Source organism: Streptomyces sp. NBC_01454 (assembly GCF_036227565.1).
Classification (GTDB): domain Bacteria; phylum Actinomycetota; class Actinomycetes; order Streptomycetales; family Streptomycetaceae; genus Streptomyces.
The window spans coordinates 7,005,886-7,030,139 of record NZ_CP109460.1 but is presented as its reverse complement, the minus strand read 5'-3'; the positions used below and the strand labels follow the sequence as shown (position 1 = coordinate 7,030,139).

24 protein-coding genes, 1 pseudogene and 1 riboswitch are annotated in these 24,254 nt (G+C 71.6%); of the genes and pseudogenes, 13 read left to right on the top strand and 12 right to left on the bottom strand.

All coding sequences use genetic code 11. The features are described 5' to 3' along the window. Positions 1-545: 545 nt before the first annotated feature. The 4 genes from OIU81_RS31115 to OIU81_RS31100 all read left to right on the top strand — a co-directional run bounded on the left by OIU81_RS31115 (position 546) and on the right by OIU81_RS31100 (position 3,946). Positions 546-1,229: a glycerophosphodiester phosphodiesterase gene (locus OIU81_RS31115; protein WP_329153170.1), complete on the top strand. Its 684-nt coding sequence runs from the start codon at positions 546-548 to the stop codon at positions 1,227-1,229. Positions 1,230-1,356: 127 nt separating this feature from the next. Further along, the gene (locus OIU81_RS31110) at positions 1,357-2,238 is read left to right on the top strand and encodes an ABC transporter substrate-binding protein (RefSeq protein WP_329153169.1); all 882 of its coding nucleotides are present in this window, start codon (positions 1,357-1,359) and stop codon (positions 2,236-2,238) included. A 14-nt stretch (positions 2,239-2,252) separates the two neighbouring features. Beyond that, positions 2,253-3,137, top strand: coding sequence for an amino acid ABC transporter permease (locus OIU81_RS31105; RefSeq protein ID WP_329153167.1), 885 nt, complete (start codon positions 2,253-2,255; stop codon positions 3,135-3,137). Then, positions 3,134-3,946 carry an amino acid ABC transporter ATP-binding protein gene (locus tag OIU81_RS31100; RefSeq protein WP_329153165.1) on the top strand — a complete coding sequence of 271 codons (813 nt, stop codon included), beginning with the start codon at positions 3,134-3,136 and terminating at the stop codon, positions 3,944-3,946. The genes OIU81_RS31105 and OIU81_RS31100 overlap by 4 nt, the downstream gene beginning before the upstream one ends. A gap of 37 nt (positions 3,947-3,983) precedes the next feature. Here OIU81_RS31100 and OIU81_RS31095 read toward each other — a convergent pair whose 3' ends face one another. Continuing rightward, entirely contained in the window at positions 3,984-4,517 is a 534-nt protein-coding gene (locus OIU81_RS31095; protein WP_329153163.1) for a GNAT family N-acetyltransferase, read from the bottom strand. A gap of 140 nt (positions 4,518-4,657) precedes the next feature. Here OIU81_RS31095 and OIU81_RS31090 point away from each other — a divergent pair, with 140 nt between their 5' ends. After that, on the top strand, positions 4,658-5,044 hold the full coding sequence (locus tag OIU81_RS31090) for a VOC family protein (RefSeq protein ID WP_329153161.1): 387 nt from the start codon (positions 4,658-4,660) through the stop codon (positions 5,042-5,044). Positions 5,045-5,063: 19 nt separating this feature from the next. On the opposite strand, the gene OIU81_RS31085 is transcribed toward OIU81_RS31090, so the two are convergent. Further along, complete coding sequence (locus OIU81_RS31085) at positions 5,064-5,429, bottom strand: iron chaperone (RefSeq protein ID WP_329153159.1); 366 nt, start codon at positions 5,427-5,429, stop codon at positions 5,064-5,066. Between the two features lie 199 nt (positions 5,430-5,628). On the opposite strand from OIU81_RS31085, the gene OIU81_RS31080 reads away from it, so the two are divergent. The 4 genes from OIU81_RS31080 to OIU81_RS31065 all read left to right on the top strand — a co-directional run bounded on the left by OIU81_RS31080 (position 5,629) and on the right by OIU81_RS31065 (position 8,788). After that, positions 5,629-6,228 carry a DUF5134 domain-containing protein gene (locus OIU81_RS31080; protein WP_329153157.1) on the top strand — a complete coding sequence of 200 codons (600 nt, stop codon included), beginning with the start codon at positions 5,629-5,631 and terminating at the stop codon, positions 6,226-6,228. Between the two features lie 138 nt (positions 6,229-6,366). After that, the gene (locus OIU81_RS31075) at positions 6,367-7,302 is read left to right on the top strand and encodes a M56 family metallopeptidase (protein WP_329153155.1); all 936 of its coding nucleotides are present in this window, start codon (positions 6,367-6,369) and stop codon (positions 7,300-7,302) included. A 41-nt stretch (positions 7,303-7,343) separates the two neighbouring features. Further along, positions 7,344-8,093, top strand: a complete 750-nt coding sequence (locus OIU81_RS31070; protein WP_329153154.1) for a phosphatase PAP2 family protein — start codon at positions 7,344-7,346, stop codon at positions 8,091-8,093. Further along, the gene (locus tag OIU81_RS31065) at positions 8,090-8,788 is read left to right on the top strand and encodes an HAD family hydrolase (protein WP_329153153.1); all 699 of its coding nucleotides are present in this window, start codon (positions 8,090-8,092) and stop codon (positions 8,786-8,788) included. The genes OIU81_RS31070 and OIU81_RS31065 overlap by 4 nt, the downstream gene beginning before the upstream one ends. A 111-nt stretch (positions 8,789-8,899) precedes the next feature. Here the strand turns inward: OIU81_RS31065 and OIU81_RS31060 are convergent, their stop codons facing one another. Together OIU81_RS31060 and OIU81_RS31055 are read right to left on the bottom strand one after the other, a co-directional pair. Beyond that, complete coding sequence (locus tag OIU81_RS31060) at positions 8,900-11,119, bottom strand: NADP-dependent isocitrate dehydrogenase (protein WP_329153152.1); 2,220 nt, start codon at positions 11,117-11,119, stop codon at positions 8,900-8,902. 259 nt (positions 11,120-11,378) lie between these two features. Further along, a complete protein-coding gene (locus OIU81_RS31055) occupies positions 11,379-11,930 on the bottom strand; it encodes a hypothetical protein (RefSeq protein WP_329153150.1) in 552 nt (183 codons plus the stop codon). Positions 11,931-12,004: 74 nt separating this feature from the next. Here OIU81_RS31055 and OIU81_RS31050 point away from each other — a divergent pair, with 74 nt between their 5' ends. Then, complete coding sequence (locus OIU81_RS31050) at positions 12,005-12,415, top strand: fasciclin domain-containing protein (RefSeq protein WP_443074072.1); 411 nt, start codon at positions 12,005-12,007, stop codon at positions 12,413-12,415. Between the two features lie 108 nt (positions 12,416-12,523). On the opposite strand, the gene OIU81_RS31045 is transcribed toward OIU81_RS31050, so the two are convergent. The 7 genes and pseudogenes from OIU81_RS31045 to OIU81_RS31015 all read right to left on the bottom strand — a co-directional run bounded on the left by OIU81_RS31045 (position 12,524) and on the right by OIU81_RS31015 (position 19,084). Next, positions 12,524-13,708 (bottom strand): amidohydrolase family protein, encoded by a 1,185-nt coding sequence (locus OIU81_RS31045; protein ID WP_329153149.1) that lies wholly within the window; start codon positions 13,706-13,708, stop codon positions 12,524-12,526. 93 nt (positions 13,709-13,801) lie between these two features. Beyond that, positions 13,802-14,722, bottom strand: a complete 921-nt coding sequence (locus tag OIU81_RS31040; protein ID WP_329155473.1) for an MAB_1171c family putative transporter — start codon at positions 14,720-14,722, stop codon at positions 13,802-13,804. 537 nt (positions 14,723-15,259) lie between these two features. Further along, entirely contained in the window at positions 15,260-15,730 is a 471-nt protein-coding gene (locus OIU81_RS31035) for a hypothetical protein (protein WP_329153148.1), read from the bottom strand. A gap of 278 nt (positions 15,731-16,008) precedes the next feature. Beyond that, a pseudogene (locus OIU81_RS31030) lies at positions 16,009-16,485 on the bottom strand (molybdopterin-dependent oxidoreductase); the annotation flags it as partial. Positions 16,486-16,552: 67 nt separating this feature from the next. Next, positions 16,553-17,038, bottom strand: coding sequence for a peroxiredoxin (locus tag OIU81_RS31025; RefSeq protein WP_329153146.1), 486 nt, complete (start codon positions 17,036-17,038; stop codon positions 16,553-16,555). Positions 17,039-17,111: 73 nt separating this feature from the next. After that, a complete protein-coding gene (locus OIU81_RS31020; protein ID WP_329153145.1) occupies positions 17,112-17,606 on the bottom strand; it encodes a hypothetical protein in 495 nt (164 codons plus the stop codon). Continuing rightward, positions 17,603-19,084, bottom strand: coding sequence for a molybdopterin-dependent oxidoreductase (locus tag OIU81_RS31015; protein WP_329153143.1), 1,482 nt, complete (start codon positions 19,082-19,084; stop codon positions 17,603-17,605). Before OIU81_RS31015 ends, OIU81_RS31020 begins: the two co-directional genes overlap by 4 nt. A gap of 366 nt (positions 19,085-19,450) precedes the next feature. On the opposite strand from OIU81_RS31015, the gene OIU81_RS31010 reads away from it, so the two are divergent. Next, positions 19,451-20,134 (top strand): DUF4142 domain-containing protein, encoded by a 684-nt coding sequence (locus OIU81_RS31010; protein WP_329153140.1) that lies wholly within the window; start codon positions 19,451-19,453, stop codon positions 20,132-20,134. 25 nt (positions 20,135-20,159) lie between these two features. Here OIU81_RS31010 and OIU81_RS31005 read toward each other — a convergent pair whose 3' ends face one another. After that, positions 20,160-20,684 carry a MarR family winged helix-turn-helix transcriptional regulator gene (locus OIU81_RS31005; RefSeq protein WP_329153139.1) on the bottom strand — a complete coding sequence of 175 codons (525 nt, stop codon included), beginning with the start codon at positions 20,682-20,684 and terminating at the stop codon, positions 20,160-20,162. 147 nt (positions 20,685-20,831) lie between these two features. On the opposite strand from OIU81_RS31005, the gene OIU81_RS31000 reads away from it, so the two are divergent. Then, positions 20,832-21,329: a nitroreductase family deazaflavin-dependent oxidoreductase gene (locus OIU81_RS31000; RefSeq protein WP_329153137.1), complete on the top strand. Its 498-nt coding sequence runs from the start codon at positions 20,832-20,834 to the stop codon at positions 21,327-21,329. 110 nt (positions 21,330-21,439) lie between these two features. Continuing rightward, positions 21,440-21,666: riboswitch (cobalamin riboswitch) on the top strand. 161 nt (positions 21,667-21,827) lie between these two features. After that, entirely contained in the window at positions 21,828-24,152 is a 2,325-nt protein-coding gene (gene metE, locus OIU81_RS30995; protein ID WP_329153135.1) for a 5-methyltetrahydropteroyltriglutamate--homocysteine S-methyltransferase, read from the top strand. The last annotated feature ends 102 nt before the right edge of the window (positions 24,153-24,254 follow it).

The following is a 24,254-nucleotide window of genomic DNA, read 5'->3' as shown; positions in this document are numbered from 1 at the left end:
GCTAGCTGAAAATTATCCCGTTGACACCCCGTACACACGCGGATTTTTCCTGTGCGCGACGGCTCAGACGCCACTTCCTGCCAGCCGCACCGGCACTCCCCGCGCTTCTTCCAGGGGCCCACAACGCAGTGACAGAGCCTCGAGGAGGCTCCGGGGCACCTCCCGGGGGACCCGGGGCGCACCGCCCCGGACGCCCCTCACGGACACCCGCCCCGGGCTCGTGTGGCATATGCCACACGAGCCCGGCAACAGCTCGCAGCGTGTGGCCGCGTCCGGTGCGGTGATCCCCACGCCGGGGGATCCGACGCCGCCGCCCGGCTCCGGGGTGTCGTCAGCACGACGGGGAATCGCCCACATGAGGGTGAAGCGGTCTGAGGCCGGATCTGGCGGGTACCCCTACTGGACACACCGCGGTCCCGTTCGGCCCTCCTTTTTTCGCCGCCCGGTCCCGTTAGGCTGTGCGCCGTTTCGTACGCCGTGGCCGACGGTCGACGGTCGATTCCCAGAGCCGACAGCACCACCGAGCCGACAGAAGCGAGGCAGCCTTGTCCTTTCTCACCATCGGACACCGCGGGATGATGGGCGTCGAGCCGGAGAACACCCTGCGTTCCTTCGTGCGCGCCGAGCACGAGGGCCTGGATGTCATCGAACTGGATCTGCATCTGAGCAAGGACGGCTCACTGGTGGTGATGCACGACGCGGATGTCGACCGGACCACCGACGGCGCCGGGCCGATCTCCGAACGCACCCTCGCCGAGCTGCGTGAACTCGATGCCGGGAAGGGCGAGCGGATCCCCGTCTTCGAGGAGGTCGTCGAGGCGGTCAGCGCGCCGTTGCAGGCCGAGATCAAGGATGTGGCCGCCGCGCAGGCGCTGGCCGAGGTGATGCGGGCGCGCGATCTGACCGGCCGGGTCGACGTGATCTCCTTCCACGACGAGGCGCTGGCCGCGATCCGCACCCTGCTGCCCGGCGTACGCACCGCGCTGGTCGCCAGCCGTTACGGCGCCGATGTCGTCGACCGCGCACAGGCCGTCGGCGCGACGATGCTGTCCCTGAACATCCGGCGGCTCACCCTGGAGCTGGTCGAGCGGGCACACGCCGCCCATCTGAAGGTCCTGGGCTGGACGGTCAACACCCACGATCAGCTCCGCCTCGCGCGCGGGCTGGGGCTGGACGGAGTGGTGACCGATCTGCCGGAGATCCGGCGGGCGGTGCGCTTCACGGCGTGAGGCGGCGCCGCCCGTCTCCGGTCGCCGGAGAAACCCGCAGTTCACAGCGGTGCAACAAGCTTCCACCATGCGGACTTTTCCGCCGGTGATCTCGACAGGCGGCCTCGCGCACTGCCACTCTCCCGCCATGCGCCTAGCCAACCGCCCCCTCCGCCTTGCCGCTTGGACGAGCACCGTGCTGCTCGCGGCGGCCGTCGGCTGTGCCCCGCAGGACGAGTCCCCCGGCGGCCCGCGGGCCGCCGGGCAGGGCCCGCAGAGCTGTGACCGGGGCGCGCTGCCCACCGTCGCCCGGGGCAGGCTCACGGTCGGCACCGACAAGCCCGCCTATGCGCCGTGGTTCCACGACGACGATCCGGCGAGCGGCAAGGGCTTCGAATCGGCGGTCGCCTACGCCGTCGCCCGGCAACTGGGCTACGGCAAGGGCGCGGTGCGCTGGCGGACCGTGCCGTTCAACAACGCCTTCGCGCCGGGCGAGAAGACGTTCGACTTCGACATCAACCAGGTGTCCATCAGCGCCGCGCGCCAACGGGCCGTCGCCTTCTCCTCCGGCTACTACGACGTACGGCAGGCGGTCATCGCGCTGAAGGGCTCCAAGGCCGCGCACGCCCGGAGCATCGCCGGCCTCCGGCACCTCACACTCGGCGCGCAGGTGGGCAGCACCAGCCTGGACGTCATCCATGACACCGTCCGGCCGACGCAGCCCCCGGCCGTCTTCCAGAAGAACGACCTCGCCAAGTCCGCGCTGAAGAACGGTCAGGTCGACGCGATCCTCACCGATCTGCCGACGGCCTTCTACGTCACCTCCGCCGAGGTGACGGACGCCGAGGTCGTCGGGCAGTTCGCGGCCACCGGCACCGCCAAGCAGCGGTTCGGTCTGGTCCTGGACAAGGAGAGCCGGCTCACCGGATGTGTGACGGCCGCGGTGGACGCGCTGCGCAAGAACGGCACCCTCGCCGCGCTGGAGAAGAAGTGGCTGACCGACGCCGTATCCGTCCCGGTGCTCAAGTGAGGTACGCACCAGGCATGGTGAAGAGCTCCACCGGGCAGGACGGGGCGGCGGACGGGTACGTGCCCTCGCAGCGGCGGGTCGAGCGGGAGCGCTTCCAGCGGGCCCGGGCCCGGCGCGCGATCGGCGTCGCCGCGCTGAGCACCCTGGTCACCGGCGCCGTCCTGGTCCTGGTGATCACCCGCTCCCCCGGCTGGCCGCGCACCCGGGAGACGTTCTTCAGCGCCGCGTACGCGCGCAAGGCGCTGCCGGCGGTGCTGGAGGGACTGCTGCTGAATCTGCGGCTGCTGGTGGTGTGCGGGGCGGCGGTGCTGGTGCTGGGTCTGCTGCTGGCGGTGGCCCGGACGCTGCGCGGCCCGGTGTTCTTCCCGCTGCGCGCCCTGGCCACCGCGTACACCGACTTCTTCCGCGGACTGCCGCTGATCATCTGTCTGCTGATGGTGGTCTTCGGGGTGCCGGCGCTGCGGCTGCAGGGGGTGACCACCGATCCGGTGGTGCTCGGCGGGGCCGCGCTGGTGCTGACGTATGCGGCGTATGTGGCCGAGGTCTTCCGGGCGGGCATCGAGTCGGTGCACCCCTCCCAGCGGGCCGCGGCCCGGTCGCTGGGCCTGAGCAGCGGGCAGACCCTGCGCTTCGTGGTGCTGCCGCAGGCGGTGCGGCGGGTGGTGCCGCCGCTGCTGAACGATCTGGTCTCGCTCCAGAAGGACACCGGTCTGGTCTCCCTCGCGGGCGCGGTGGACGCGGTCTACGCGGCGCAGATCATCGCCGGCAAGGACTTCAACTTCACGCCGTACGTGGTGGCCGGTCTGGTCTTCGTCGCGCTGACCATCCCGATGACGCGCGGCACGGACTGGATCACGGCCCGCATGGACCGCAAGCGCGCCCAGGGAGGCCTGGTATGAGCACGACCGACGACACCCCGCGGCCGGCCGACGGGGCCGCCGCGCAGCCGGCGCCCGGCGGCGGCCCGGTACTGCGGCTGGAGTCCGTGCGCAAGACCTACGGACGGGGCACGGTCGTGCTGCGCGATGTCGACCTTTCGGTCCCCGCGCACACCGTGACCGCGCTGATCGGCGCCTCGGGGTCGGGCAAGTCGACGCTGCTGCGGTGCGCGAACCTGCTGGAGGAGATCGACGACGGCGCGATCTTCCTGGACGGCGCGGAGATCACCGATCCGCGGGCGGACGTGGACGCGGTACGCCGCCGGATCGGTGTGGTCTTCCAGGCCTACAACCTCTTCCCGCACATGACCGTCCTGGACAACATCACGCTGGCGCCCCGCCGGGTGCACGGCGTGCCGCGCGCGGAGGCCGAGTCGCGGGCCCGCGAGCTGCTGGAGCGGCTCGGCCTCGGCGGGCGGGCCGGCGCGTACCCGGACCGGCTCAGCGGCGGGCAGCAGCAGCGGGTGGCGATCGTCCGCGCGCTGGCCGGGCGGCCCCGGCTGCTCCTGCTGGACGAGATCACCGCGGCGCTCGACCCGGAGCTGGTCGGCGAGGTGCTCGGCGTCGTCCGCGAGCTGAAGGAGGAGGGGATGACGATGGTCATCGCCACCCATGAGATGGGCTTCGCGCGCGAGGTCGCCGACCAGGTGTGTTTCCTGGACGGCGGCGTGGTGGTGGAACGCGGCACGCCCGGGGAGGTCTTCGGGGACCCGCAACACGACCGCACCCGGCAGTTCCTGCGGCGGATCATCCAGGCCGGACGGCTGTGAGCGCCGGACGGGACGGGCCCGGACGGCCGCACGCCCGCTAGTCGAGCGGCTTGACCAGCAGCTCGAACGCCAGGTCGGGGCGCTGTGGAATGCCGAAGCGCTCGTTGCCGTACGGGAACGGGGTGAGCTGTCCGGTGCGCCGGTAGCCGCGGCGCTCGTACCAGGCGATCAGCTCGTCGCGCTGGTGGATGACCGTCATCCGCATCTCGCGGGCGCCCCAGGTCTCCCGGGCGGTCCGCTCGGCCTCCGCGATGATCACCTTGCCGAGACCGCCGCCCTGGAGCTCCGGGCGCACCGCGAACATCCCGAAGTAGGCGTGGTCCCCGCGGTGTTCGAGCTGACAGCAGGCGATCAGCACCCCGTCCCGCTCGGCGATCAGGAGCCGGCCCGCCTCGTTGCGCACCACGGCCCGCACGCCCTCCGGGTCGGTGCGCTGCCCCTCCAGCAGATCCGCCTCCGTAGTCCAGCCGGCCCGGCTCGTGTCGCCGCGGTACGCCGACTCGATGAGCTCGACGAGCCCGGGGACGTCGGTGTCGAGGGCGGTACGGAAGGTCAGCTCGCTGGTGGGCATGGTGTGCGGAGTCCTCTCAGGGCGGGACGCATGGCTGCATGGAGGCTAACAAGAGGCATGCGTCCCTTGTCAGGGCCTTTCGCCAGGGTCTTCCGGCGGTGTCACCGGCGGCGCCCGTCCGCAGGCCGTAGGGTCCTGGCATGGTGCATGTACTGAGCAGCCGGGTGCTGGTGCGGCCGTCGGACCCCGAGCGCTCGCGGGCGTTCTACGGCGGGGCGCTGGGGCTGGAGATCTACCGGGAATTCGGTACGGGGCCCGAGCGCGGCACGGTCTACTTCCTGGGCGGTGGCTTCCTCGAGGTCTCCGGCCGTGCCGCGGATCCGGCCACGGACACCCTCCAGTTGTGGCTCCAGGTGGCGGACGTGGCCGCCGCGCACGAGGAACTGCGGGCGCACGGCGTCCAGGTGCTGCGGGCGCCCGTACAGGAGCCCTGGGGCCTGATCGAGATGTGGATCGCCGACCCGGACGGCCACCGGATCGTCCTGACACAGGTCCCGGCGGACCATCCGCTGCGTTTCCGCCCTTAGAGCGGGCCGCCCGGGGCCGTCAGCAGACCGGGCCCGGGCCGGCCGCCGTGGCCCTCAGCAGGTCTCTCACCAGGTCGAAGTCGACGCGGGCCGACTGCCGGAACCGCAGACAGCCCTTGCCGGTGTCCTGCCCGGCCAGCCGCTGCGCGAACGCCTCGCGGACGTCGCTGCGCAGGAGGTAGAGGGCGAGGTACCGCTGCTGGCTCGCGAAGGCGATCTCGGTGACCCCGTCCCGCTGGTAGGCGGGCATCCCGTACGCCATGACCTCGTCGAAACCGGTCAGCTCCGCCCGGCACATCCGCCGCAGCCGGACCAGGACCTCCCTGCGGTCCTCCGGCACCTCGGCCAGGTAGCCGTCCACGTCCGCCGCCTCGCTTCGCACCATGCGCCGAGCCTATGCCGGGCGCGCCCGGGGGGCTCCGCCCACGCCGCGCGCGACGACATTCCGCGGCCCCTGCGCAGCCGGGCCCGGGGCCGCCGTGCCCGGCGCCCGCGCTCCCCCCGTGCGTCCGTGCGCTCCCGTGTGCGGGCCGGCGGACGGGAATCCTGCCCCCGTCGCGTACGGGTACGAGGGGAGGTGCTCGGTGCACGGACCACCGTGGGTCGGCTGGCTGCTGGTGCTGCTGTGTGCCGCGGCCGGGGCGTATTGCCTGGTGCGGTCGCGTACCGGCCCGGCGGCGGGGCGGGGTGCGGCGCGCGGTGAGGGGCTGATGGCTCTGGGGATGGCGGCGATGGCCTGTCCGGCGTCCGCCGTGGCGTCCCCGGCGTGGTCGCCGTGGCTGTTCACCGCGGTGTTCGGGGCGGCCGGCCTGTGGGCGCTGGCCCGGCGCCATCTGCATCATGCGGTGGGCGCGGGGGCCATGGTGTACATGGCGCTCACGATGGTGTTGCCCCCGGAACGGTGGGGCCTTCCCGGGCACCCGGAACGGATGGGCCATACGGCCGGGATGGGCCCGACGGTGCATCCCGCACCGGTCGGAGTGCCGTTGCTGACCGGGCTGTTGCTCGTCTACTTCACGGTGTACGTGATCGCCACCGGGGTCCGGCTGGTGCCGGCGGCAGGCACGGCCGCGGGCACCACGGTGACGGACGGGCCGGCGGTGGCGGCCGGGCCGCCCGGGGTGCTGCGGGCCTGCCGGGTCGCGATGGGGATCGGCATGCTGGCGATGCTTCTGGCGCTGTGAGCTGCGACGATGCCCGGCCGCCCGGTGGTGCGCCGCCCGCGCGCGGGGCCGCGGTTCACGCCCGTTGCCCGGGTGGCATACGTCACTTCCGGTGCCTGCCCGTACCAACGAGTAGACGCCCACTCATAGGCTGACGCCATGATGGTCCCCCTCGCGCTGATGATTCTCGGCGTGCTGGCCGCGGCAATGGCGCCGCGGCTGATGGCCCGTTCCGACTGGCCCGACCGTGAGCCGGTGCTCGCCCTGTGGGTGTGGCAGTGCGTGGTCGCCGGTGTCCTGCTGTGCTGTGTGCTCGCGATGTCGCTGAGCGCGGCCGCCGCCTGGGAGGCCGTCCGCAGCCCGGTGTTCGGCTTCGCCCCGCGGGTGGTCGTCGAGGCGTACGCGCTCCAGGGCCACGGGCCCTGGGCGGGCGTGCTGGCCGTTCTGCTGGCGGGCGGCGGCGCCTGGACCGCCGTCACCCTGACCCGTGAGGTGCGGGCGGCACGCGCCCGCCGCCGGCAGCGCCGCGCCGAACTGCTGCGCCGCGCGCCGCTGCTGCCCGGGGAGGAGCCCGCCGGGGAGCGCCTGGTCGTCCTGGAGGGCGACCGCCCGGAGGCCTGGTGGCTGCAGCACTCCTCGCCCCAACTGGTCATCACCACCTCGGCGTTGCGACGTCTGAAGGGCCGTCAGCTCGATGCGCTGATCGCTCACGAGCAGGGCCATGCGCGGGCCCGGCACGACCTCCTGCTGCACTGCGCCGCGGCGCTGGCCGTCGGGTTCCCGCAGATTCCGGTCTTCGCCGCGTTCCGTGATCAGGTGCACCGGCTGGTCGAGCTGGCCGCCGACGATGTGGCCTCGCGCCGCTTCGGCCGGCTGACGATCGCCCTGGCGCTGGTCGAGCTCAACGAGGACCGCGGGGTGTTCGGCCCCTGCCCCGCCCAACTGGCGCAGGTGCCGGAGCGGGTGGACCGTCTGCTGTCCCCCGCGCCGCGTTTCACCTTCGGCCGGCGGCTGCGGATGACGGCGGTGGCCGCGCTGGTGCCGGCGGTGCCGCTGCTGGTGACCTTCATTCCCGGACTGCGCGCACTGACGTAGCCCGCTCGCCCCCGGCGCCCGGTAGGGGCGAGGATCGCCCCATGCCCACCACGCCGCATCCCACTGCCCGGACCTCCGCCGTGGACGACGCACGCCGCCGCGCTTCCGCCCCGCCGCGCGCCGCCGCCGGTGCCCTGCTGTGCAGCACCCTCTTCGGCCTTTTCGGCCTGCTGCTCACCCTGGTCGTACTGCGCTGGGGCCCGCTGCTCTCCCTGGACACGGCCCTGGCGGAAAGACTGCACCGCACGGCCGTCGCCGCGCCCGCCTGGACCCACCGCAACCGGGTGCTCAGCGACTGGGTGTGGGACCCGTGGACGATGCGGGCGGTGCTGGCGGCGGCGGTCTGCCTGCTGCTGCGGCGCGGCGAGCGGCTGCTCGCCGTCTGGGTGACGGCCACCGCGCTGCTGGGAACCGGCCTGCAGCAGGCGGTGAAGGCGCTGGTCGGCCGGGCGCGCCCGGTCTGGCCGGACCCGGTGGACTCCGCGAGCTTCGCCGCGTTCCCCTCGGGACATGCCCTGACCGCGATGGTCACGGGCGCCCTGGTGCTGTGGCTGCTGCGGCTGCATCACGCCCCGGCGCGGTGGCGGTGGGCGGCCGGGGCGGTGGTCGCGGTCTCGGTCGTCGGCGTCGGCTTCACCCGGGTGTTCCTGGGGGTGCACTGGCCGTCGGACGTCGTCGGGGGCTGGCTGCTGGGCGGCGCGCTGGTGGCGGGATCGGTGGCGGCGTATCACGCGTACGAGGCGGCGCGGGATCGACCCGGCGCCGTCCGGAGGACAGGATGGCGGTCATGACGACGATCGAGGGTGTGCTCTTCGACTTCTCCGGGACCCTGCTGCACATCGAGCCCGCCGAGAGGTGGCTGCGCGCGGCGCTGACCGCGTCCGGCACGGCCATGGCCGAGGACGAGATCGCCCGCCGGGCGGCCGCGCTGGAGCGGGCCGGTGCGCTGCCCGGCGGCGCCCCGCCCGCCGAGCTCCCGGCCGCTCTGGCCGGCCAGTGGGAGATCCGCGACTGCGACTCCCGTCACCACCGTGCGGTGTACACCGGATTGGCCCGCCAAGTGGCGCTCCCCGCACCGGAGTTGTACGACCTGCTCTATGACCGCCACCGGACCGCGGACGCCTGGCAGCCCTACCCCGATGCCGCCGAGGTGCTGGCGGAGCTGCACCGGCGCGGCATCCGGATCGGTGTCCTGAGCAATATCGGCTGGGACCTGCGGCCGGTGCTGCGCGCCCATGGCCTGGAGCGCTATGTCGACATCTGTGTGCTGTCCTACGAGCAGGGCCTCCAGAAGCCCGATCCACGGCTCTTCGCCGTCGCCTGCCAGGAGTTGGGGCTCGCGCCGTCCGCCGTCCTGATGGTGGGCGACGACCGTACGGCGGACGGCGGTGCCACGGCCCTGGGCTGCGCCTTCCTGCCGGTGGACCCGCTGCCGGCGGACGGACGCCCGGACGGTCTGCGGCCGGTGCTGGACCTGGTGGGCTGAGGGCCGGTACGGCGGCGTCGGTCCGCCCTGCGCCCGCCCCGTCCGGGCGTCGCACACCGCCCCGGCCGGCGGGTGCCGGACGGGGCGGAAGGGGCTTGCGCGCAGGGTGCGTCAGCTGAGGGTCGCGAGGGCCTGGTTGAGGGTGGCCGACGGGCGCATGACCGCCGAGGCCTTCGCGACGGCGGGCTGGTAGTAGCCGCCGATGTCGACCGGCGAGCCCTGCACCGCGGCCAGCTCGCCGACGATGGCCTGCTCCTGCTCGGCCAGCGTCTTGGCGAGAGCCGCGAACGCCTCCGCGAGCTGGGCGTCGTCGGTCTGCTGGGCCAGCTCCTGCGCCCAGTAGAGCGCGAGGTAGAAGTGGCTGCCGCGGTTGTCGATGCCGCCGAGCTTGCGGCTGGGCGACTTGTTCTCGTTGAGGAAGGTGCCGGTGGCGCGGTCGAGGGTGTCGGCGAGCACCTGGGCGCGCGCGTTGCCCGTCTTCTGCGCGAGGTGCTCGAAGCTGACCGCGAGCGCCAGGAACTCGCCCAGGCTGTCCCAGCGCAGGTAGTTCTCCTTGACCAGCTGCTGGACGTGCTTGGGCGCGGAGCCACCGGCGCCGGTCTCGAACAGTCCGCCGCCGTTCATCAGCGGGACGACGGAGAGCATCTTGGCGCTGGTGCCCAGCTCCAGGATCGGGAACAGGTCGGTCAGGTAGTCACGCAGCACATTGCCGGTGACCGAGATCGTGTCCTCGCCGCGGCGGATGCGGTCGAGGGAGAACTTGATCGCGTGGACCGGCGCCATGATCTCGATCTGCAGGCCGTCCGTGTCGTGCTCGGCGAGGTAGGCCTTGACCTTCTTGATCAGCTGGGCGTCGTGGGCACGCTCCTCGTCGAGCCAGAACACCGCCGGGTTGCCGGTCGCGCGGGCGCGGGTGACGGCGAGCTTGACCCAGTCACGGATCGGCAGGTCCTTGGTCTGGCACATACGGAAGATGTCGCCGGCGCCCACGGCCTGCTCCAGCACGACGGTGCCGGACTCGTCGAGGACCCGCACGGTACCCGTGGTGGGGATCTCGAAGGTCTTGTCGTGGCTGCCGTACTCCTCGGCCTTCTGCGCCATCAGGCCGACGTTCGGCACCGAGCCCATCGTCGACGGGTCGTAGGCACCGTTGGCACGGCAGTCGTCGATGACGACCTGGTAGATGCCGGCGTAGCTGCTGTCGGGGAGGACCGCGAGGGTGTCGGCCTCCGCGCCGTCCGGGCCCCACATGTGGCCGGAGGTGCGGATCATGGCCGGCATGGAGGCGTCGACGATGACATCGCTGGGCACGTGCAGGTTGCTGATGCCGCGGTCGGAGTCGACCATGGCCAGCTCCGGGCCCTCGGCGAGCTCGGCGTCGAAGGACGCCTTGATCTCGGCGCCGTTGGGCAGCGACTCCAGGCCCTTGTAGATGCCGCCGAGGCCGTCGTTCGGGGTCAGGCCGGCGGTGGCGAGCGACTCGCCGTACCGGGCGAAGGTCTTCGGGAAGAAGGCGCGGACCACATGGCCGAAGATGATCGGGTCGGAGACCTTCATCATGGTGGCCTTCAGGTGCACCGAGAACAGCACGCCCTCGGCCTTGGCACGGGCGACCTGCGCGGTGAGGAACTCGCGCAGCACGGCCACGCGCATCACGGACGCGTCGACGACCTCGCCCGCGAGGACCGGTACCGACTCACGCAGCACGGTGGTGCTGCCGTCGTCGCCGGACAGCTCGATGCGCAGCGAGCCGGCGTCGGCGATCACCGCGGACTTCTCGGTGGAGCGGAAGTCGTCGGTGTCCATGTGCACGACGTTCGTCTTCGAACCGGACGACCAGGCGCCCATGCGGTGCGGGTGCGCCTTGGCGTAGTTCTTCACCGAGGCGGGGGCGCGGCGGTCGGAGTTGCCCTCGCGCAGGACCGGGTTGACGGCGCTGCCCTTGACCTTGTCGTAGCGGGCGCGGATGTCGCGCTCCTCGTCGGTCTTCGGGTCGTCCGGGTAGTCCGGGAGCGCGTAGCCCTGCTCCTGCAGCTCGGCGACGGCCGCCTTGAGCTGCGGAATCGACGCCGAGATGTTCGGCAGCTTGATGATGTTCGCCTCGGGAGTCTTGGCCAGCTCACCGAGCTCGGCGAGGGCGTCGTCGATCCGCTGGCCCTCCTCCAGGCGCTCGGGGAAGCTTGCGATGATGCGCCCGGCCAAGGAGATGTCACGGGTCTCCACGCTGACGCCGGCCGTCGACGCGTATGCCTGGACCACAGGCAAGAACGAATACGTCGCCAGGGCCGGGGCCTCGTCAGTGTGGGTGTAGATGATGGTCGAGTCAGTCACCGGGTGCTCCGCTCCACGTCTGCAACATTGCTCGACATCAAGATATCTCGTGGGCGGCCGGCACTCGACATGACCCCGCCCCGGGCATATCCGGAGGAATCCATTCCGAACGGTTTCGGCGGTCCATTTCGTTTCCCGTTCAGCTTCCCGTTTCCGATTCGGCGCGCCGGACGCCCGGCGGACCGGCCGCACCGCGGGAGGGATCCGAGCGCCGGCCGGTGGGCGGCTCGCGCGCGCCGCCCACCGGCACCGCGACCGGTCAGCCCACCTTCGTCCACTGCTTGCAGCCGTTGGTCTCGAAGGTCTCACCCTTGTTGACGGTGACGCGGGACGGGCCCTCGGGGGTGCCGTTGGCGATGATGCTGCCCACCTCACCGCTGGAATCCTTGGCGCGTGCCCAGTAGCACAGGGGTATGTCGGACGCGGTGGGGCCGCCGGTCTTGTACGTGCCGGCCGCGATGTCCTCCCCCACCAGATAGCTGCCCTGGCCGACCGTGGTGTCGGGCCCTTCGGCGGCCGCCGCCTTCTCGGCGGGCTCCGCCGCCTTCCCCGGCTTGTCCGCCGAGGCCGGGACCGGCTTGGCGGTGAAGGTGACCGTCACCGTCGGGGCGGGCCTCGCCCCGGCCTTCTTGCCCTCGGCACCGCCACCGCCGACGGCCGCGCCGAGCCCGAAAACGGTGCAGGCGCACACCGCCCCCACGGCGGTCTTGAGCGCGGCGCGCTTCTTCCGCGGCGGCTGCGCGACCGGCGGCATGACGAAGGGGTGCGGCTGCTGACCGAACGACGCGGGCTGCTGTTGTGAGTGCGACATGAACAATCCCCCAGCATCTGTGATGGTGTGGTGAAGACCGCCCAATGCCGTTGAAGGTTGTACGGAATCTCCGGATGGCGGTCCGCGTGCTGGGGAGGCACGCCCCTGCCGCGGCACAGCACCTTCGCCGCACGGCCAATCCGCCGCGGGACCCGCGCCGAATACAGGTCATGAGCCCGGGCCGGAACACCGCTCGACCACGTCGAGCCTGTGCCACGGTCCCCAAGGGCGGCAACGGCAGCTTCGACGGCATGGCCAAGGACCCGGTCGCCACCGCCGCCTCGCACAACCCGGCTCTGTCGACGCTCGTGACGGCCGTGAAGAAGGCGGGCCTGGTCGACACCCTGGCGAAGAACAAGCTCACCACGTCCGGCTCCGGCGAGTCCTACCTGATCGACGGCTCCGCCAAGGTCGTGTGCGGCAACGTCCGGACCGCCGATGCCACCGTCCACCTCATCGACACCGTGCTGCTGCCCAAGAAGTGAGCGGCATACGGGGCGGCATACGAGACGGCATACCAAGTGGTCCCGGCCCGGCCCGGCGTGCATCGGGACGGGACGGGGCCACCTCGCGAGCGGCCCCTGGACAGCCCCTCAGATGATCTTGTGACGGCCGTTCGTGACGACGTGCCGGACACGGCGGAGGGCATCCAGCTCGTGCAGCGGGTCGCCGTCGATGACGAGGAGGTCGGCGCGCATGCCGGGGCGCAGGGTGCCGGTATCGGTCAGCCCCAGGGCGCGGGCGGCGTTGACGGTGGCCATGTCGAGAATCTCGGCGTGTGTGAAGCCGAGGGAGGCGAAGAATTCGAGCATGCCCACGTAGTCGCCGAACCGCGCTCCCGGCACACCGGCGTCGGTACCGGCGATGAACCGGACACCGGCCTCCCGCATGTCGCGGATGACCCGGGCCAGCGACTCCGCCCGTCCGGGGCCGAGCTGTTGGAGGAACAGCTGCCAGTCGCCGGACACACAGCGGCAGACGGAGACGTCGTTCTCGATGATGCGGCGGGTGATCTCCGGGTCGTAGGTGACGCCGTCGGCGGTGCGCCAGGAACAGTGTTCAAGGGTGCGCACGCCGGCTTCCACGCAGTCGGCGATGGCGAGGGTGCCGTGTGCGTGGGCCGCCACCTCCAGGCCGTGGCAGGCGGCCTCCTCGACGATCAGGCGCAGTTGGGCGCGGGTGAACTGCGACTCCCACATCCGCGGGCCGCCCGGGGTGAGGGCGCCGCCGGAGGCCATCACCTTGATCAGGTCGGCGCCGGCTGCGGCGTTGCGGGCGATCTGCTGACGGATGTCGTCGTCGGTGGTGACCTCACCGCCGAGAAATCCACAGTGGCCACCGGGCGGGGTCAGCGGTGCGGTTGCGGCGAGAATGCGCGGCCCGGGCGTCGTCCCGGACGCGAGGGATTCGCGCAGCGCGATGGTGAGTGCGTCGCGGTCGCCGAGATCCCGCACGGTCGTCACTCCGGCGTCCAGAAATTGTGCGGCGCGGTCCGCCATGGCGGCGGCGAGCGCGTCCGGGGCCGCTCGGCCCACCGCCGCGACGGGGTCCGGGCCCGCGTCGAAGGCGAGGTGGACATGGCAGTCGATCAGCCCGGGCAGCACCGTGGCCCCCGGGCACCGCAGGCGCCGTACGCCCGGCTCCACGGTCGCCGCCAGCTCGGCCTCGGTGCCGACGGCGATGATCACGTCGGCCTCCACGAGCACGGCGCCGTGGCGGATCGTCCGGCCTTCGGGTCCGGTGAGGACGCGGTCAGCGGATATCAGTACCTTGTTCACGATGTCCTTTCGCATAGGCAGGGGATGTGGCGGCGAGTTCGCGCGCTTCGGCGTTCAGGTCGTTGCCGGCAGGCGAGGCGATGCGGGTGGCGGTCAATGCCGTCTCGGGGTCCTGGTGGCGGGCTTCAGCGCGCGAGCCTCGGAAATGTGCCGGGCGAGTTGACCGGCCGGGCCCCCGGCGAGATCGGCTTCCGGGGCGACGCGTGCCAGAGAGGGGCTCAGCCGTACCAGTCCGTCGCGGCATTCGATGAGCCGGCGGTAGAACCGCTCGTGGGTGCGGCGGAAGCGGAAAGGACGCCACCGGGAACCGTGCGGCTCCACGTTCAGGACGAGTTCCGGATATGCCGCGGCCAGGGCGGTCCACAGTGGAGTGAGCTCGCGGTACATACGACGCTGAGGGACAACCGACCGCACTTGGACGGCCAGTTGGCGGCCCGCGGAATAGGTCAGCCCGATCAGGCCGAGGCCCAGTGCCCAGTCGTTCATCGACCAGTTCACCGTGTTGAACGCCTGATGCGATCCGGGCGCGTCGATGCGCAGACATACCCAGATGACGCGGTTGGCCGAGGTGACCGCCAGTACGAACAGACCGAGCGCCATGACCCGTAGGCCGACCGCCAGATGCCGGGTCGCCAGGCGCGCATAGCGCACCGCCCAGAGCGCCGGGGCCAGATAGGCGTAGACGAAAGAGGCGTTGCCGAGGAGATAGAACGCGGCGATGGCCGGCTGCGCCATGTGCGCGGTGGTCAGGGTGTGGCCGCGCAGCGCCGGGGGCGTCGCGATCACGGCAATGACCAGTGCGATCACGACACCGGCGAGCAGCGCGGCGTGGCGCCGCACCTGGCGCCGGTAAGCGGCGTCCGGGGCGGGCATGGAGGAGAGGAACACCAGCAGGAGCGCGCCTAGGCCGGACAGGTGGACGGCATTGAACGCGATCTTTCCGACTCCGACGGCCGTGGCGGCATCGACCGCGAGGGAGACATCGGGAAAGCTGAGGATTTGCCCGGAAGCCAGCAGGATCAGACAGACGACCAGGGTGCGCAGTACCCGGTCGTGTGGTGCGCTGGATCAGATCGATGAGCTTCCCTATCGCCCCCACGATCAGCATGAGGGTCAGCGGCGCTTGGAAGATTACGTCCACCCCCAGCGGGGGTTCAGCGCGGAACGAAGCGGGCCGAGCGTGGAATCCTCGGGGGGTCACATCGCGGGGGTGATCCGGACCGAAGTCCGGCAGTTCTTCGGCGGATCCGCCGTCGTCCCGATGGTCTGCGAGGATATGGCCGACCTCGTGCAGGATGATGTGATCCTGGTGTATCCGGGTCGTTTCCTCCTGGTAGAAAATGCATTCCTCGTGCGGCCGGGACATCCACACCCCGAAGGGGCCGGGGATCGGCAGCGCCCAGGGAATCAACCGTATGGGTGTGCCGCGGAGTTCCCCGAGCCGACGGCATAACTCGTGCACCACGAGCGGGTGTTTGATGTCGAGCCGGCGCAGCAGATGCTTGCAGGAGCGGCGACGTTCGCGTTCACGTACAGCCACAGCATCCTTTCTCATGCCCCCGCGCCGGGGCCGGGGGACGTGTCCTGATCGAATGTCTCGATCATCTTGAGCAGTTGCTCACGCATCGCCGGCGTCATCGCGCCGGCCCGCATCGCGATCTTCCGCACCTGATGACCGGCCAGCTGCTCACGCAACAGTGCGTCCTCGGGGTCCTCCTGGGCGACCAGACACCGCACGGTGATCGGGGGCGACTCCGGCTCGCGGTGGTCGTCGAAGAACTTCGCGAGCCCTTCCAGCACGCTCAGCGTCGGGTTGGTGTGCGATCCGTTGCGCAACATGGCCAGATAGCTCCGCGACAGCGTGGCCGGGTGCGACGGATCGGCGGTCACCGCCTTGGCCACGTCGGCCGTCGAGTATTCCCGCTGCCGGCCATGGGAATCGGCCCAACGCACCCTCGCGAACAGCGCGTTCAGCCGCTCGGCCAGCGATCTCCCGTTGCCTCTGCCGGCTTCTGCCACCATGCCCACACTCCCCGGCCGGACCGCCGTCATCCCCCGTGTGAGCCACTGTGTAGTAGCTCGTTGGCCAGTACACAAGACTCCTTGACCCTCTGCGCCACAGAGTGCCAATATATTGGACGCTTCGCGCACGGCACCGGCTGATGTCGGGTGGAACGCGGCCTCTCCGCAGGCCCGTTGAAGACCGTGCGCCGGACACCGCGATCCGGTGGAGGACAGGACCCGGGCCGTCACAGGGGAACGGCTCGCGCTCACATCCCTCCGCCGGATCCCCGCCGCCGTCAGGCCACCGTGACCACCACCGCGTGCCGGCCGGAGGCGCCGTCGGGGATCGGGCGGACCCGTTCGTCCGTCCGGGTGGAGCCGGTGCGGTCGGTGGCGCGGACTTCGAGGGTGTGGGTGCCGGACGTGGCCCGCCACTGCCACGACCACTGCCGCCAGGTGTCCACCGGTCCTTCGGCGGCCAGTTCGGCCCGCTGCCAGTCGCCGCCGTCGACCCGGACCTCGACGCGGTGGATGCCCTTGTGCTGGGCCCAGGCCACGCCGGCGACCGCAACGGCGCCGGCCCTGACGCGCGCGAACGGCTTGGGGGTGTCGATACGGGACTCGGTCTTGACCGGTGCCTCGGCCGCCCGGCCCCGCCTGACCCAGTAGGGGTCGTACGCGTCGAAGGTGGTCAGTTCGATGTCCTGGAGCCATTTGCAGGCCGAGACATAGCCGAACAGGCCGGGCACCAGCATCCGCACCGGGAAGCCGTGCACGTCACCCGTGCCGTGGTGCGTCCGGCCCGGTGGCGGTTCCCGCCGTGTGCCGGACGTCATCGCCTCAGGTGGTGGGCAGGTCGGCGAGTTTCCGGGTGAGCGTGTCCAGGGACTGGAAGGTGGCACCGAGCAGCGCGACATGCTTCCAGTGCAGGGTGCCGTCGGGGCGGATGAGGAAGACCGCCCGTCGCACGCCGATGCCGGGGGCGGCGATGCCGAAGGCGCGGGCGACCTCGCGATCGGTGTCGGCGAGCAGGGGCATCCGCAGGTCGTGCTTGCGCGCGAACCGCTCGTGACTGTCGACGTCCTGCGGGCTGATGCCCCAGACCTCCGCCTCCTGGTCCTGGAACCGCTCCAGGCCGCTGGAGTAGGAGCACAGCTGCTTGGTGCACACGCTGGTGTCGTCGCCCGGATAGAACGCCAGGACCAGCGGGCGGCCGCGCCGCAGGGACAGGGTGTGGTCACGGCGCTCGAAGCGGTCGCCGGTCAGCACACCACCGGGCAGGGTGAAGTCGGGCGCCGGTGTACCGGTCTGCGGTGCTGAGGCCATCGGGGGGTCCAATCCAGAGAGGGGTCCGTGCGGAGCATTCTCGCGCGCCGCGTCCGTGCGCCCGGACGTCCCCTCATTCGGGGTCCGCGGTCCGCGCGAGGGACCTGTGGGCGCGCCACATGGCGGCCAGCAGGCACAGCGCGGAGAGCGCGAAGAGGCCGGCGGTGAGCAGCAGCCAGCGGGACCAGAACACACCGGCCGGCAGGGCCGTGTACAGGGTGTAGCCCGGCACCCGGTTCAGGATGAGGGGGTACCAGACCACGAGCAGCAGCAGCGCCACGAAGGCGGGCACACGGAGGTAGTTGATCCGTTCGGCGACGGTGCCGCCGTGGCGCCGGGCGCTGTTCCGGCCACCGCGGAAGAGGAGTTGCAGCAGCCGGTCGGTGACCGTGTACAGCGGGAGAAGGACCAGATCGTGCAGGAGCGCGGCGCCGACGAACCAGAGGGCGACGCCGAGGGTGTCGCCCTGGAGGAGCCGGACCCCCGCATAACCGGCGAGCGCGAACGAGCACAGCACCAGGAGGAGGTGGACGGCGGAAGCGCCGTACCGTGCGCGGAAGGCGTTCACGAGGTCGCTCCGGTGGCCTCGGGCGCTCCGAAGGTGAGACGCGTGACCCACTTGGTGTTGTGCACCCCGGGGTTGGCCGGAACGATGATGCGCGCGGGAAAGCCGTGGTCGCGGGAGAGCGCCACGCCGTTGACCCGCAGCGCGAGCAGCGACCTGGGGTCGCGGACCTGGTTGTCGCGCAGCTGGGTCGAGCGGAAGGAGCCGGCGCGCTGCGCGGACTCGACGAACACGCCGGGAGGGCCCGCCCGCAGGCCGACCAGGCCGACCAGGGCAGCCAGCTCGGAGAGCCGCACACCGCTCCAGTCCTGGTCGTCGGTCGACCAGCCCTCGACGCAGGCGATGGGCAGCGCCGCGGTGTGCTGCGGCAGCGCCAGCAGCTGCGCGCGGGTGAGGGTGCGCTCCCGGCCACCGCCCCGTACGACGAGCCGCCAGCCGGGGCCGATGTCGGCGGCGCGGATACCCACGGCTGCGGCGGTCTTGTTGATCTGGAAGCCGCTGGGGCCGCTGCCCGGCTCCTGGCCGTGCGGCGCGAGGAGCGCGGTCCTGCGCAGCGGCCCGCCGATGCTCTGACCGGCCGTCACCAGCAGCAGCGCCAGCGACCCCGCCCCGACCGTGCCGAGCGCACCGCGCCGCGACATCGTCGGCGGTGCGGGGTTCGGGGTCACCAGCCCGGTGTCGTCGGGTGGTTCGCTCTGCGTGCGGGCGGCCGGGGTACGCAGTTCGGTGCGCCAGCTGCGGCTGCCCAGCGCCTTGGCCATGGTGGTGAGGCGAAAGACGATGTGCACGACGAAGGCACCGATGAACACCCAGGCACCGTAGAAGTGCAGGGTGTAGAAGGAGCCGGGAAAGATGTAGTGCAACTGGATGTTGAGTACGCCGGTGACGAATTCGAAGAGCGCGCCGCCGACCAGAAGCAGCAGCGAGATCCGCTCCAGGGCCTGACCCGCCGAGCGCACCGGCGGCCAGGAGAACAGCTTCGGGATGACCGACCAGAGCTTCGCGAGCAGGACGGGGATCAGCACCACGCCCAGCGTGACGTGGACTCCCTGGGTGAGGCGGTAGAGCCAGTAGGGGCTGGTCGGCCAGGAGAAGAGGTAGAAGCCCAGCCAGCCCTTCTGCGGCGTCTGGTCGTTGCCCGGGGCCAGATCGGGGTTGTAGGAGGCGTAGGACAACAGCCCGGTCACGAACAGCACGGTGACGCCGACGAGCAGGATCAGCCCGAACACCGAGGTCAGCCACGGTCCCCGCAGCGGACTGCGCCAGAACCCGGGGCGCGCCGGACCGGGCGGCGGTCCGCTCGGCAACAACGGGCGGCGCCGGCCGCCGCCCTTCGACGCGGGCGGTGCCTCGTCGCGCCGCGGGGCATCACCGGCGGGGCGGTGCGCCGGACGGGCCGTGGAAGGTGGTGGGGCCTCGCCCTTGTCCGGCCGGCCGGACGCCGGGCGAGGCGGCTCCCCGCCGTGGTTGCTGGACTCCATACCGGTCCCTTCGCCGTGTCCACGGCCGCTCGGCGTACCGCTCGACGTATCTCTCGACGTGCTCAGGGATCACGGTATGCGGCAAAGCGCGCACAGCGCGTCAGGCATGACGAATCGGAAGGAGAGCTACATAGAGCCACATAGGGCCACACAGAGAGCCATATAAGGGCGGTTTCAGCGGCCCCGGGCGAGCCGGCAGGCTCAGTGGAGGCGGGATCGTAGCCGATGACCGTCGGGCGCCACCCTCTTTTGCGCACCATCGCTGAATCGATTCATTTGCCTCATGCAATGATTAGCGTGGCTCATGCCCCAGCAGTCCGTTGCGCCACAGCGCCCGCAGGCGAATTGTCGCGCACTCCAGGAGGCATGATGAAGTCTCACGCTCGAAATCCCCGGCAGTCGCCCGTCAGTGGCCGTGGCCGGGTGCTCGCCCTGACGGTCGCTCTCGTGGCGGTCATCGCCGGTGTGTCCGTGTGGTTCTCCCAGCGCAACAGCTCCGCCGACGAGTCGGTGTCCGCCAACCTCCCGGCGGCGAAGTCCGGTCCGGCCGCCGCTGACGGCGGCGGCGACACGGGCCCGCTCACGGCGCTGGACAAGACCTTCCTCACCAAGGTCCGGCAGGCCGGGCTGTGGGAGATGCCGGCCGGCCGGCTCGCCCAGACCCATGCGTCGAGCGAGGCCATCAAGCGCGCCGGCATGCATCTGCTCGAGGGACACAGCAAGCTCGACGAACTCGACCGCGAGGACTCCGCGGCGTTGAACGTGCCGATCCCCGACCAGGCCAGTTCCGAACAGCAGGGCTGGGTCGCCCAGCTGAAGAAGGCTCAGGGCCGCGCCTTCGACCAGCTCTTCGTGGACCTGCTGCGGGCCTCCCACGGCAAGATCTTCGTCACCATCGGCGAGGTCCGCGCCACCACCAAGAACACCCTGATCCGGCGACTGGCCACGCAGGCCAACAACACGGTCCAGGACCACATGGACGTCCTGGAGGACACCGGGCTCGTCAAGGACTCCACGCTCGATGACGTCGCCTCGACCGTTCCCAAGTAGCCCGGATATTCCTGCCGGGTCGGGCTCACGCCCCACGCTGCGCCGACGCTCCGGGCCACCCCAGGGGATGCAACTCCGGATCGTCCGCGGGCGGCTCCCCGCCCGCCTCGTTGAGCGCGGTCAACGCCTTGATGAGGGCGGTCCGCTGACTCGGGGCGAGCCGCTCCACGATCGCGCTGATCTCGGCACGTCGGCGGCTGGTGACGTCCTCCACGGTGCGGCGCCCCTCGTCAGTGAGCCGCAGCAGGGTCTCGCGACGGCTGTCGGGGTTGGTCTGCCGGTCCGCCAGGCCCGCCGCGATGAGCCGGTCCACCATGCGCATCGCGGTCGACGGGGCGACCTGGAGGAGTTCGGCGAGGACGACCAGCTTGGTGGTTCCGCGCGTGGAAAGGACCATCAGCATCCGGAACTGCGGCAGCGTCACCCGTTCCTCGACCGCCGTGAGCGAGCGCGCGGACACCGCCACCAGCAGTCTCGACGCCGTGAGCACCGCACGGGTCACCGCGTCCACATCATCCACGTCCCCCGCGGGGGCTGCACGCTCGGTCATGCCCCCTTTCTACCGTCGGACCGCGCCTCCCCCGGCACCGCCCACCGGATTTAGACTGTGCAAAGGTTGCACCACCGAAGATTCGCCTCCGCGGTCTCGCTCCCTCACCGGCCGAGGGCTGAAGCTTCCCGAATCCGGAAGGCGACGATGACACCGTTCTCGACGCAAGGACGCCCGCAACTGCCCACCGGATGGCGACGCGTGCTGGTTCGCCTGCCCATCCGTCTCTACCGCGCGGGTCTCGGCCCGCTCTTCGGCAAACGACTGCTCCTGTTGCACCACACCGGTCGCCGCACGGGACTCCGCCGCAGTGTGGTCCTGGAGGTGATCGCGTACGAGCGGGACGGCGACCGGCTCAGCTGGACGGTCGCCTCCGGCTTCGGCCCGGCCGCGGCCTGGTACCAGAACCTGCGCCACACCCCGCGCGGCACGATCCGGTTCGGCACGCACCACTACACCACCACCGCACACTTCCTGCCCCCGGAGGACGGCGCCGCCCTCATGGCCCGCTACGCCCCCCGGCACCCACGGCTCGCCCGCCGCCTGTGTGCCTTCATGGGCTTCGACGTGGACGGCAGCGAAGCGGCCTTCCGCACGGCCGGGCGGTCGATCCCGTTCGTACGTCTGGAGTCAACTCCCGGGTGACGCACGGCCTCCCCCGCTGCCGCGGAGGGTCGAGCCGGGGCAGCTCGGCCGCACGACGGGCCGTCCCCTCTCACCGTCCGCCATCCGGGCGGGGGTGTGCGCCCGCGGGTTGTCCCTCTAGGGTGACGGGTGCAGCTGGTTCGCCCCGTCCGCCAGGCGGGAGCGTCGTAAGAGGGAACCCGGTGGGAATCCGGGACTGCCCCGCAGCGGTGAGTGGGAACGAACGCCGTCATACGCACTGGACCCGGCCGGGTTCGGGAAGCGACGGCCAGTAGGTGTCTCGTACGCACGAGACGGGCCCACGAGTCCGAAGACCTGCCCGTTGCCCGCACGCGACCGCTCGTGTGCGGCCATCCCGGTGACCTCGTGGGCGGGTCGGCGTAGCTCTGGAGCGGCACCCGCGGCGACACCGCGGCGTGGTCCGCCCGGTCAGTCGTTCCTTCGCGCTCTCGTTCCGTCTCCGGGACACCAACGAGACATCTCGCGAAGGAGAGTTCCGTGACAGCGACGTCCGCAGCCGCGGCAGCACGGGCCACCGTGTACGGCTACCCCCGCCAGGGACAGCACCGGGAACTGAAGAAGGCGATCGAGGGCTACTGGAAGGGCGAGGTCACCGCCGACGCCCTGAAGGAGACCGCCCGCACCCTCCGCCGTTCCCACTGGCAGCAGCTGGCCGACGCCGGCCTCCACGAAGTGCCGTCCGGTGACTTCTCGTACTACGACCACGTCCTGGACACCAGTGTCATGGTCGGCGCGGTCCCCGAGCGGCACCGCGCGGCGGTCGGCGCCGACGCCCTGGACGGCTACTTCGCGATGGCCCGGGGCACCCAGGACGTCGCCCCGCTGGAGATGACCAAGTGGTTCGACACCAACTACCACTACCTGGTGCCCGAACTGGGCCCGGACACCGTCTTCACCGCTGACTCCCGCAAGCAGGTCGCGGAGCTGACGGAGGCCCTCGCGCTCGGGCACACCGCCCGCCCGGTCCTCGTCGGGCCGGTCACCTACCTCCTGCTGGCCAAGCCCGCTCCGGGGGTGGCCGCGGACTTCGAGCCGCTGACCCTGCTCGACCGGCTCCTGCCGGTGTACGCCGAGGTCCTCGCCGACCTGCGGGCCGCGGGCGCCGAGTGGGTGCAGCTCGACGAACCGGCCCTGGTCCAGGACCGCACGCCGGCCGAGCTGAACGCCGCCGCCCGCGCCTGCCGTGAGCTCGGCAATGCCACGGACCGGCCGAAGCTCCTGGTCGCCTCGTACTTCGGCCGGCTCGGCGACGCGCTGGGCATCCTGGCCAAGGCGCCGGTCGAGGGCCTGGCCGTCGACTTCACCGAGTCGGGCGCGGCCAACCTCCAGGACCTCGCCGCGGCCGGCGGGCTGCCGGGCAAGCGCCTGGTCGCGGGCGTCGTCAACGGCCGCAACGTCTGGATCAACGACTACGGGAAGTCACTGTCCACGCTGGGCACGCTCCTCGGGCTCGCCGACCGCGTCGATGTCTCGGCCTCCTGCTCGCTGGTGCACGTACCGCTGGACGCCACCGCCGAACGCGACATCGACCCGCAGATCGCCCGCTGGCTGGCCTTCGCCCGGCAGAAGACGCGGGAGATCACCGTCCTGGCGCGCGGCCTGACGCGGGGCACGGAAGCCATCGCCGGCGAACTCGCCGCGAACCGTGCCGGCCTGGCCTCCCGGGCCGGGTCCGCGCTGACCCACGACCCCGCGGTGCGGGCCCGCACCGCGGCCGTCACCGACGCCGACGGGCGCCGCTCCCAGCCGTACGCCGAACGGACCGCGGCCCAGCGTGCGCACCTCGGCCTGCCGCTGCTGCCCACGACGACGATCGGTTCGTTCCCGCAGACCACCGAGCTGCGCACGGCACGGGCCGATCTGCGGGCCGGGCGGATCGACACGGCCGGCTACGAGGACCGGATCAAGGACGAGATCCGCGAGGTCCTCTCCTTCCAGGAGAAGGCCGGGATCGACGTGCTGGTGCACGGCGAGCCCGAACGCAACGACATGGTGCAGTACTTCGCCGAGCAGCTCACCGGCTACCTCGCCACCCAGCACGGCTGGGTGCAGTCCTACGGCACCCGCTACGTCCGCCCGCCGGTGCTCGCCGGGGACATCTCCCGCCCCGAGCCGATGGCGGTCCGCTGGACGACGTACGCCCAGTCGCACACCGACCGGCCCGTCAAGGGCATGCTCACCGGCCCGGTCACCATGCTCGCCTGGTCCTTCGTCCGTGACGACCAGCCACTCGGCGACACGGCCCGCCAGGTGGCGCTCGCCCTGCGCGACGAGGTGCACGACCTGGAGGCGGCCGGGACCTCCGTCATCCAGGTCGACGAGCCCGCACTGCGCGAGACACTGCCGCTGCGCGCCGCCGAGCACACCGCCTACCTGGACTGGGCGACCGAGGCGTTCCGCCTCACCACCGGCGGCGTACGGCCGGACACCCAGATCCATACCCACATGTGCTACGCGGAGTTCGGCGACATCGTCCAGGCCATCGACGCCCTCGACGCCGACGTCATCAGCCTGGAGGCCGCCCGCTCCCACATGCAGGTCGCCCGCGAACTGGCCGCACACGGCTACCCCCGCGAAGCCGGCCCCGGCGTCTACGACATCCACTCCCCCCGCGTCCCCGGCGCCGAAGAGGCAGCGGCCCTGCTCCGCAAGGGACTTGCGGCCATCCCCGCCGAACGCCTGTGGGTCAACCCCGACTGCGGCCTGAAGACCCGCGCCTGGCCCGAGACCCGGGCCTCCCTGGAAAACCTCGTCACCGCCGCCCGCCGCCTCCGCAACGAACTGGCCAACGGGGCTTTCTGATCCTCTAGTTGACCCCGCCGTAATTCCGGGCCGGACACTACGGTGTCCGGCCCGGACCGTCCGTCCATGCCAGGAGGGGCGGCCTGCTCCGACCGGGGGGAG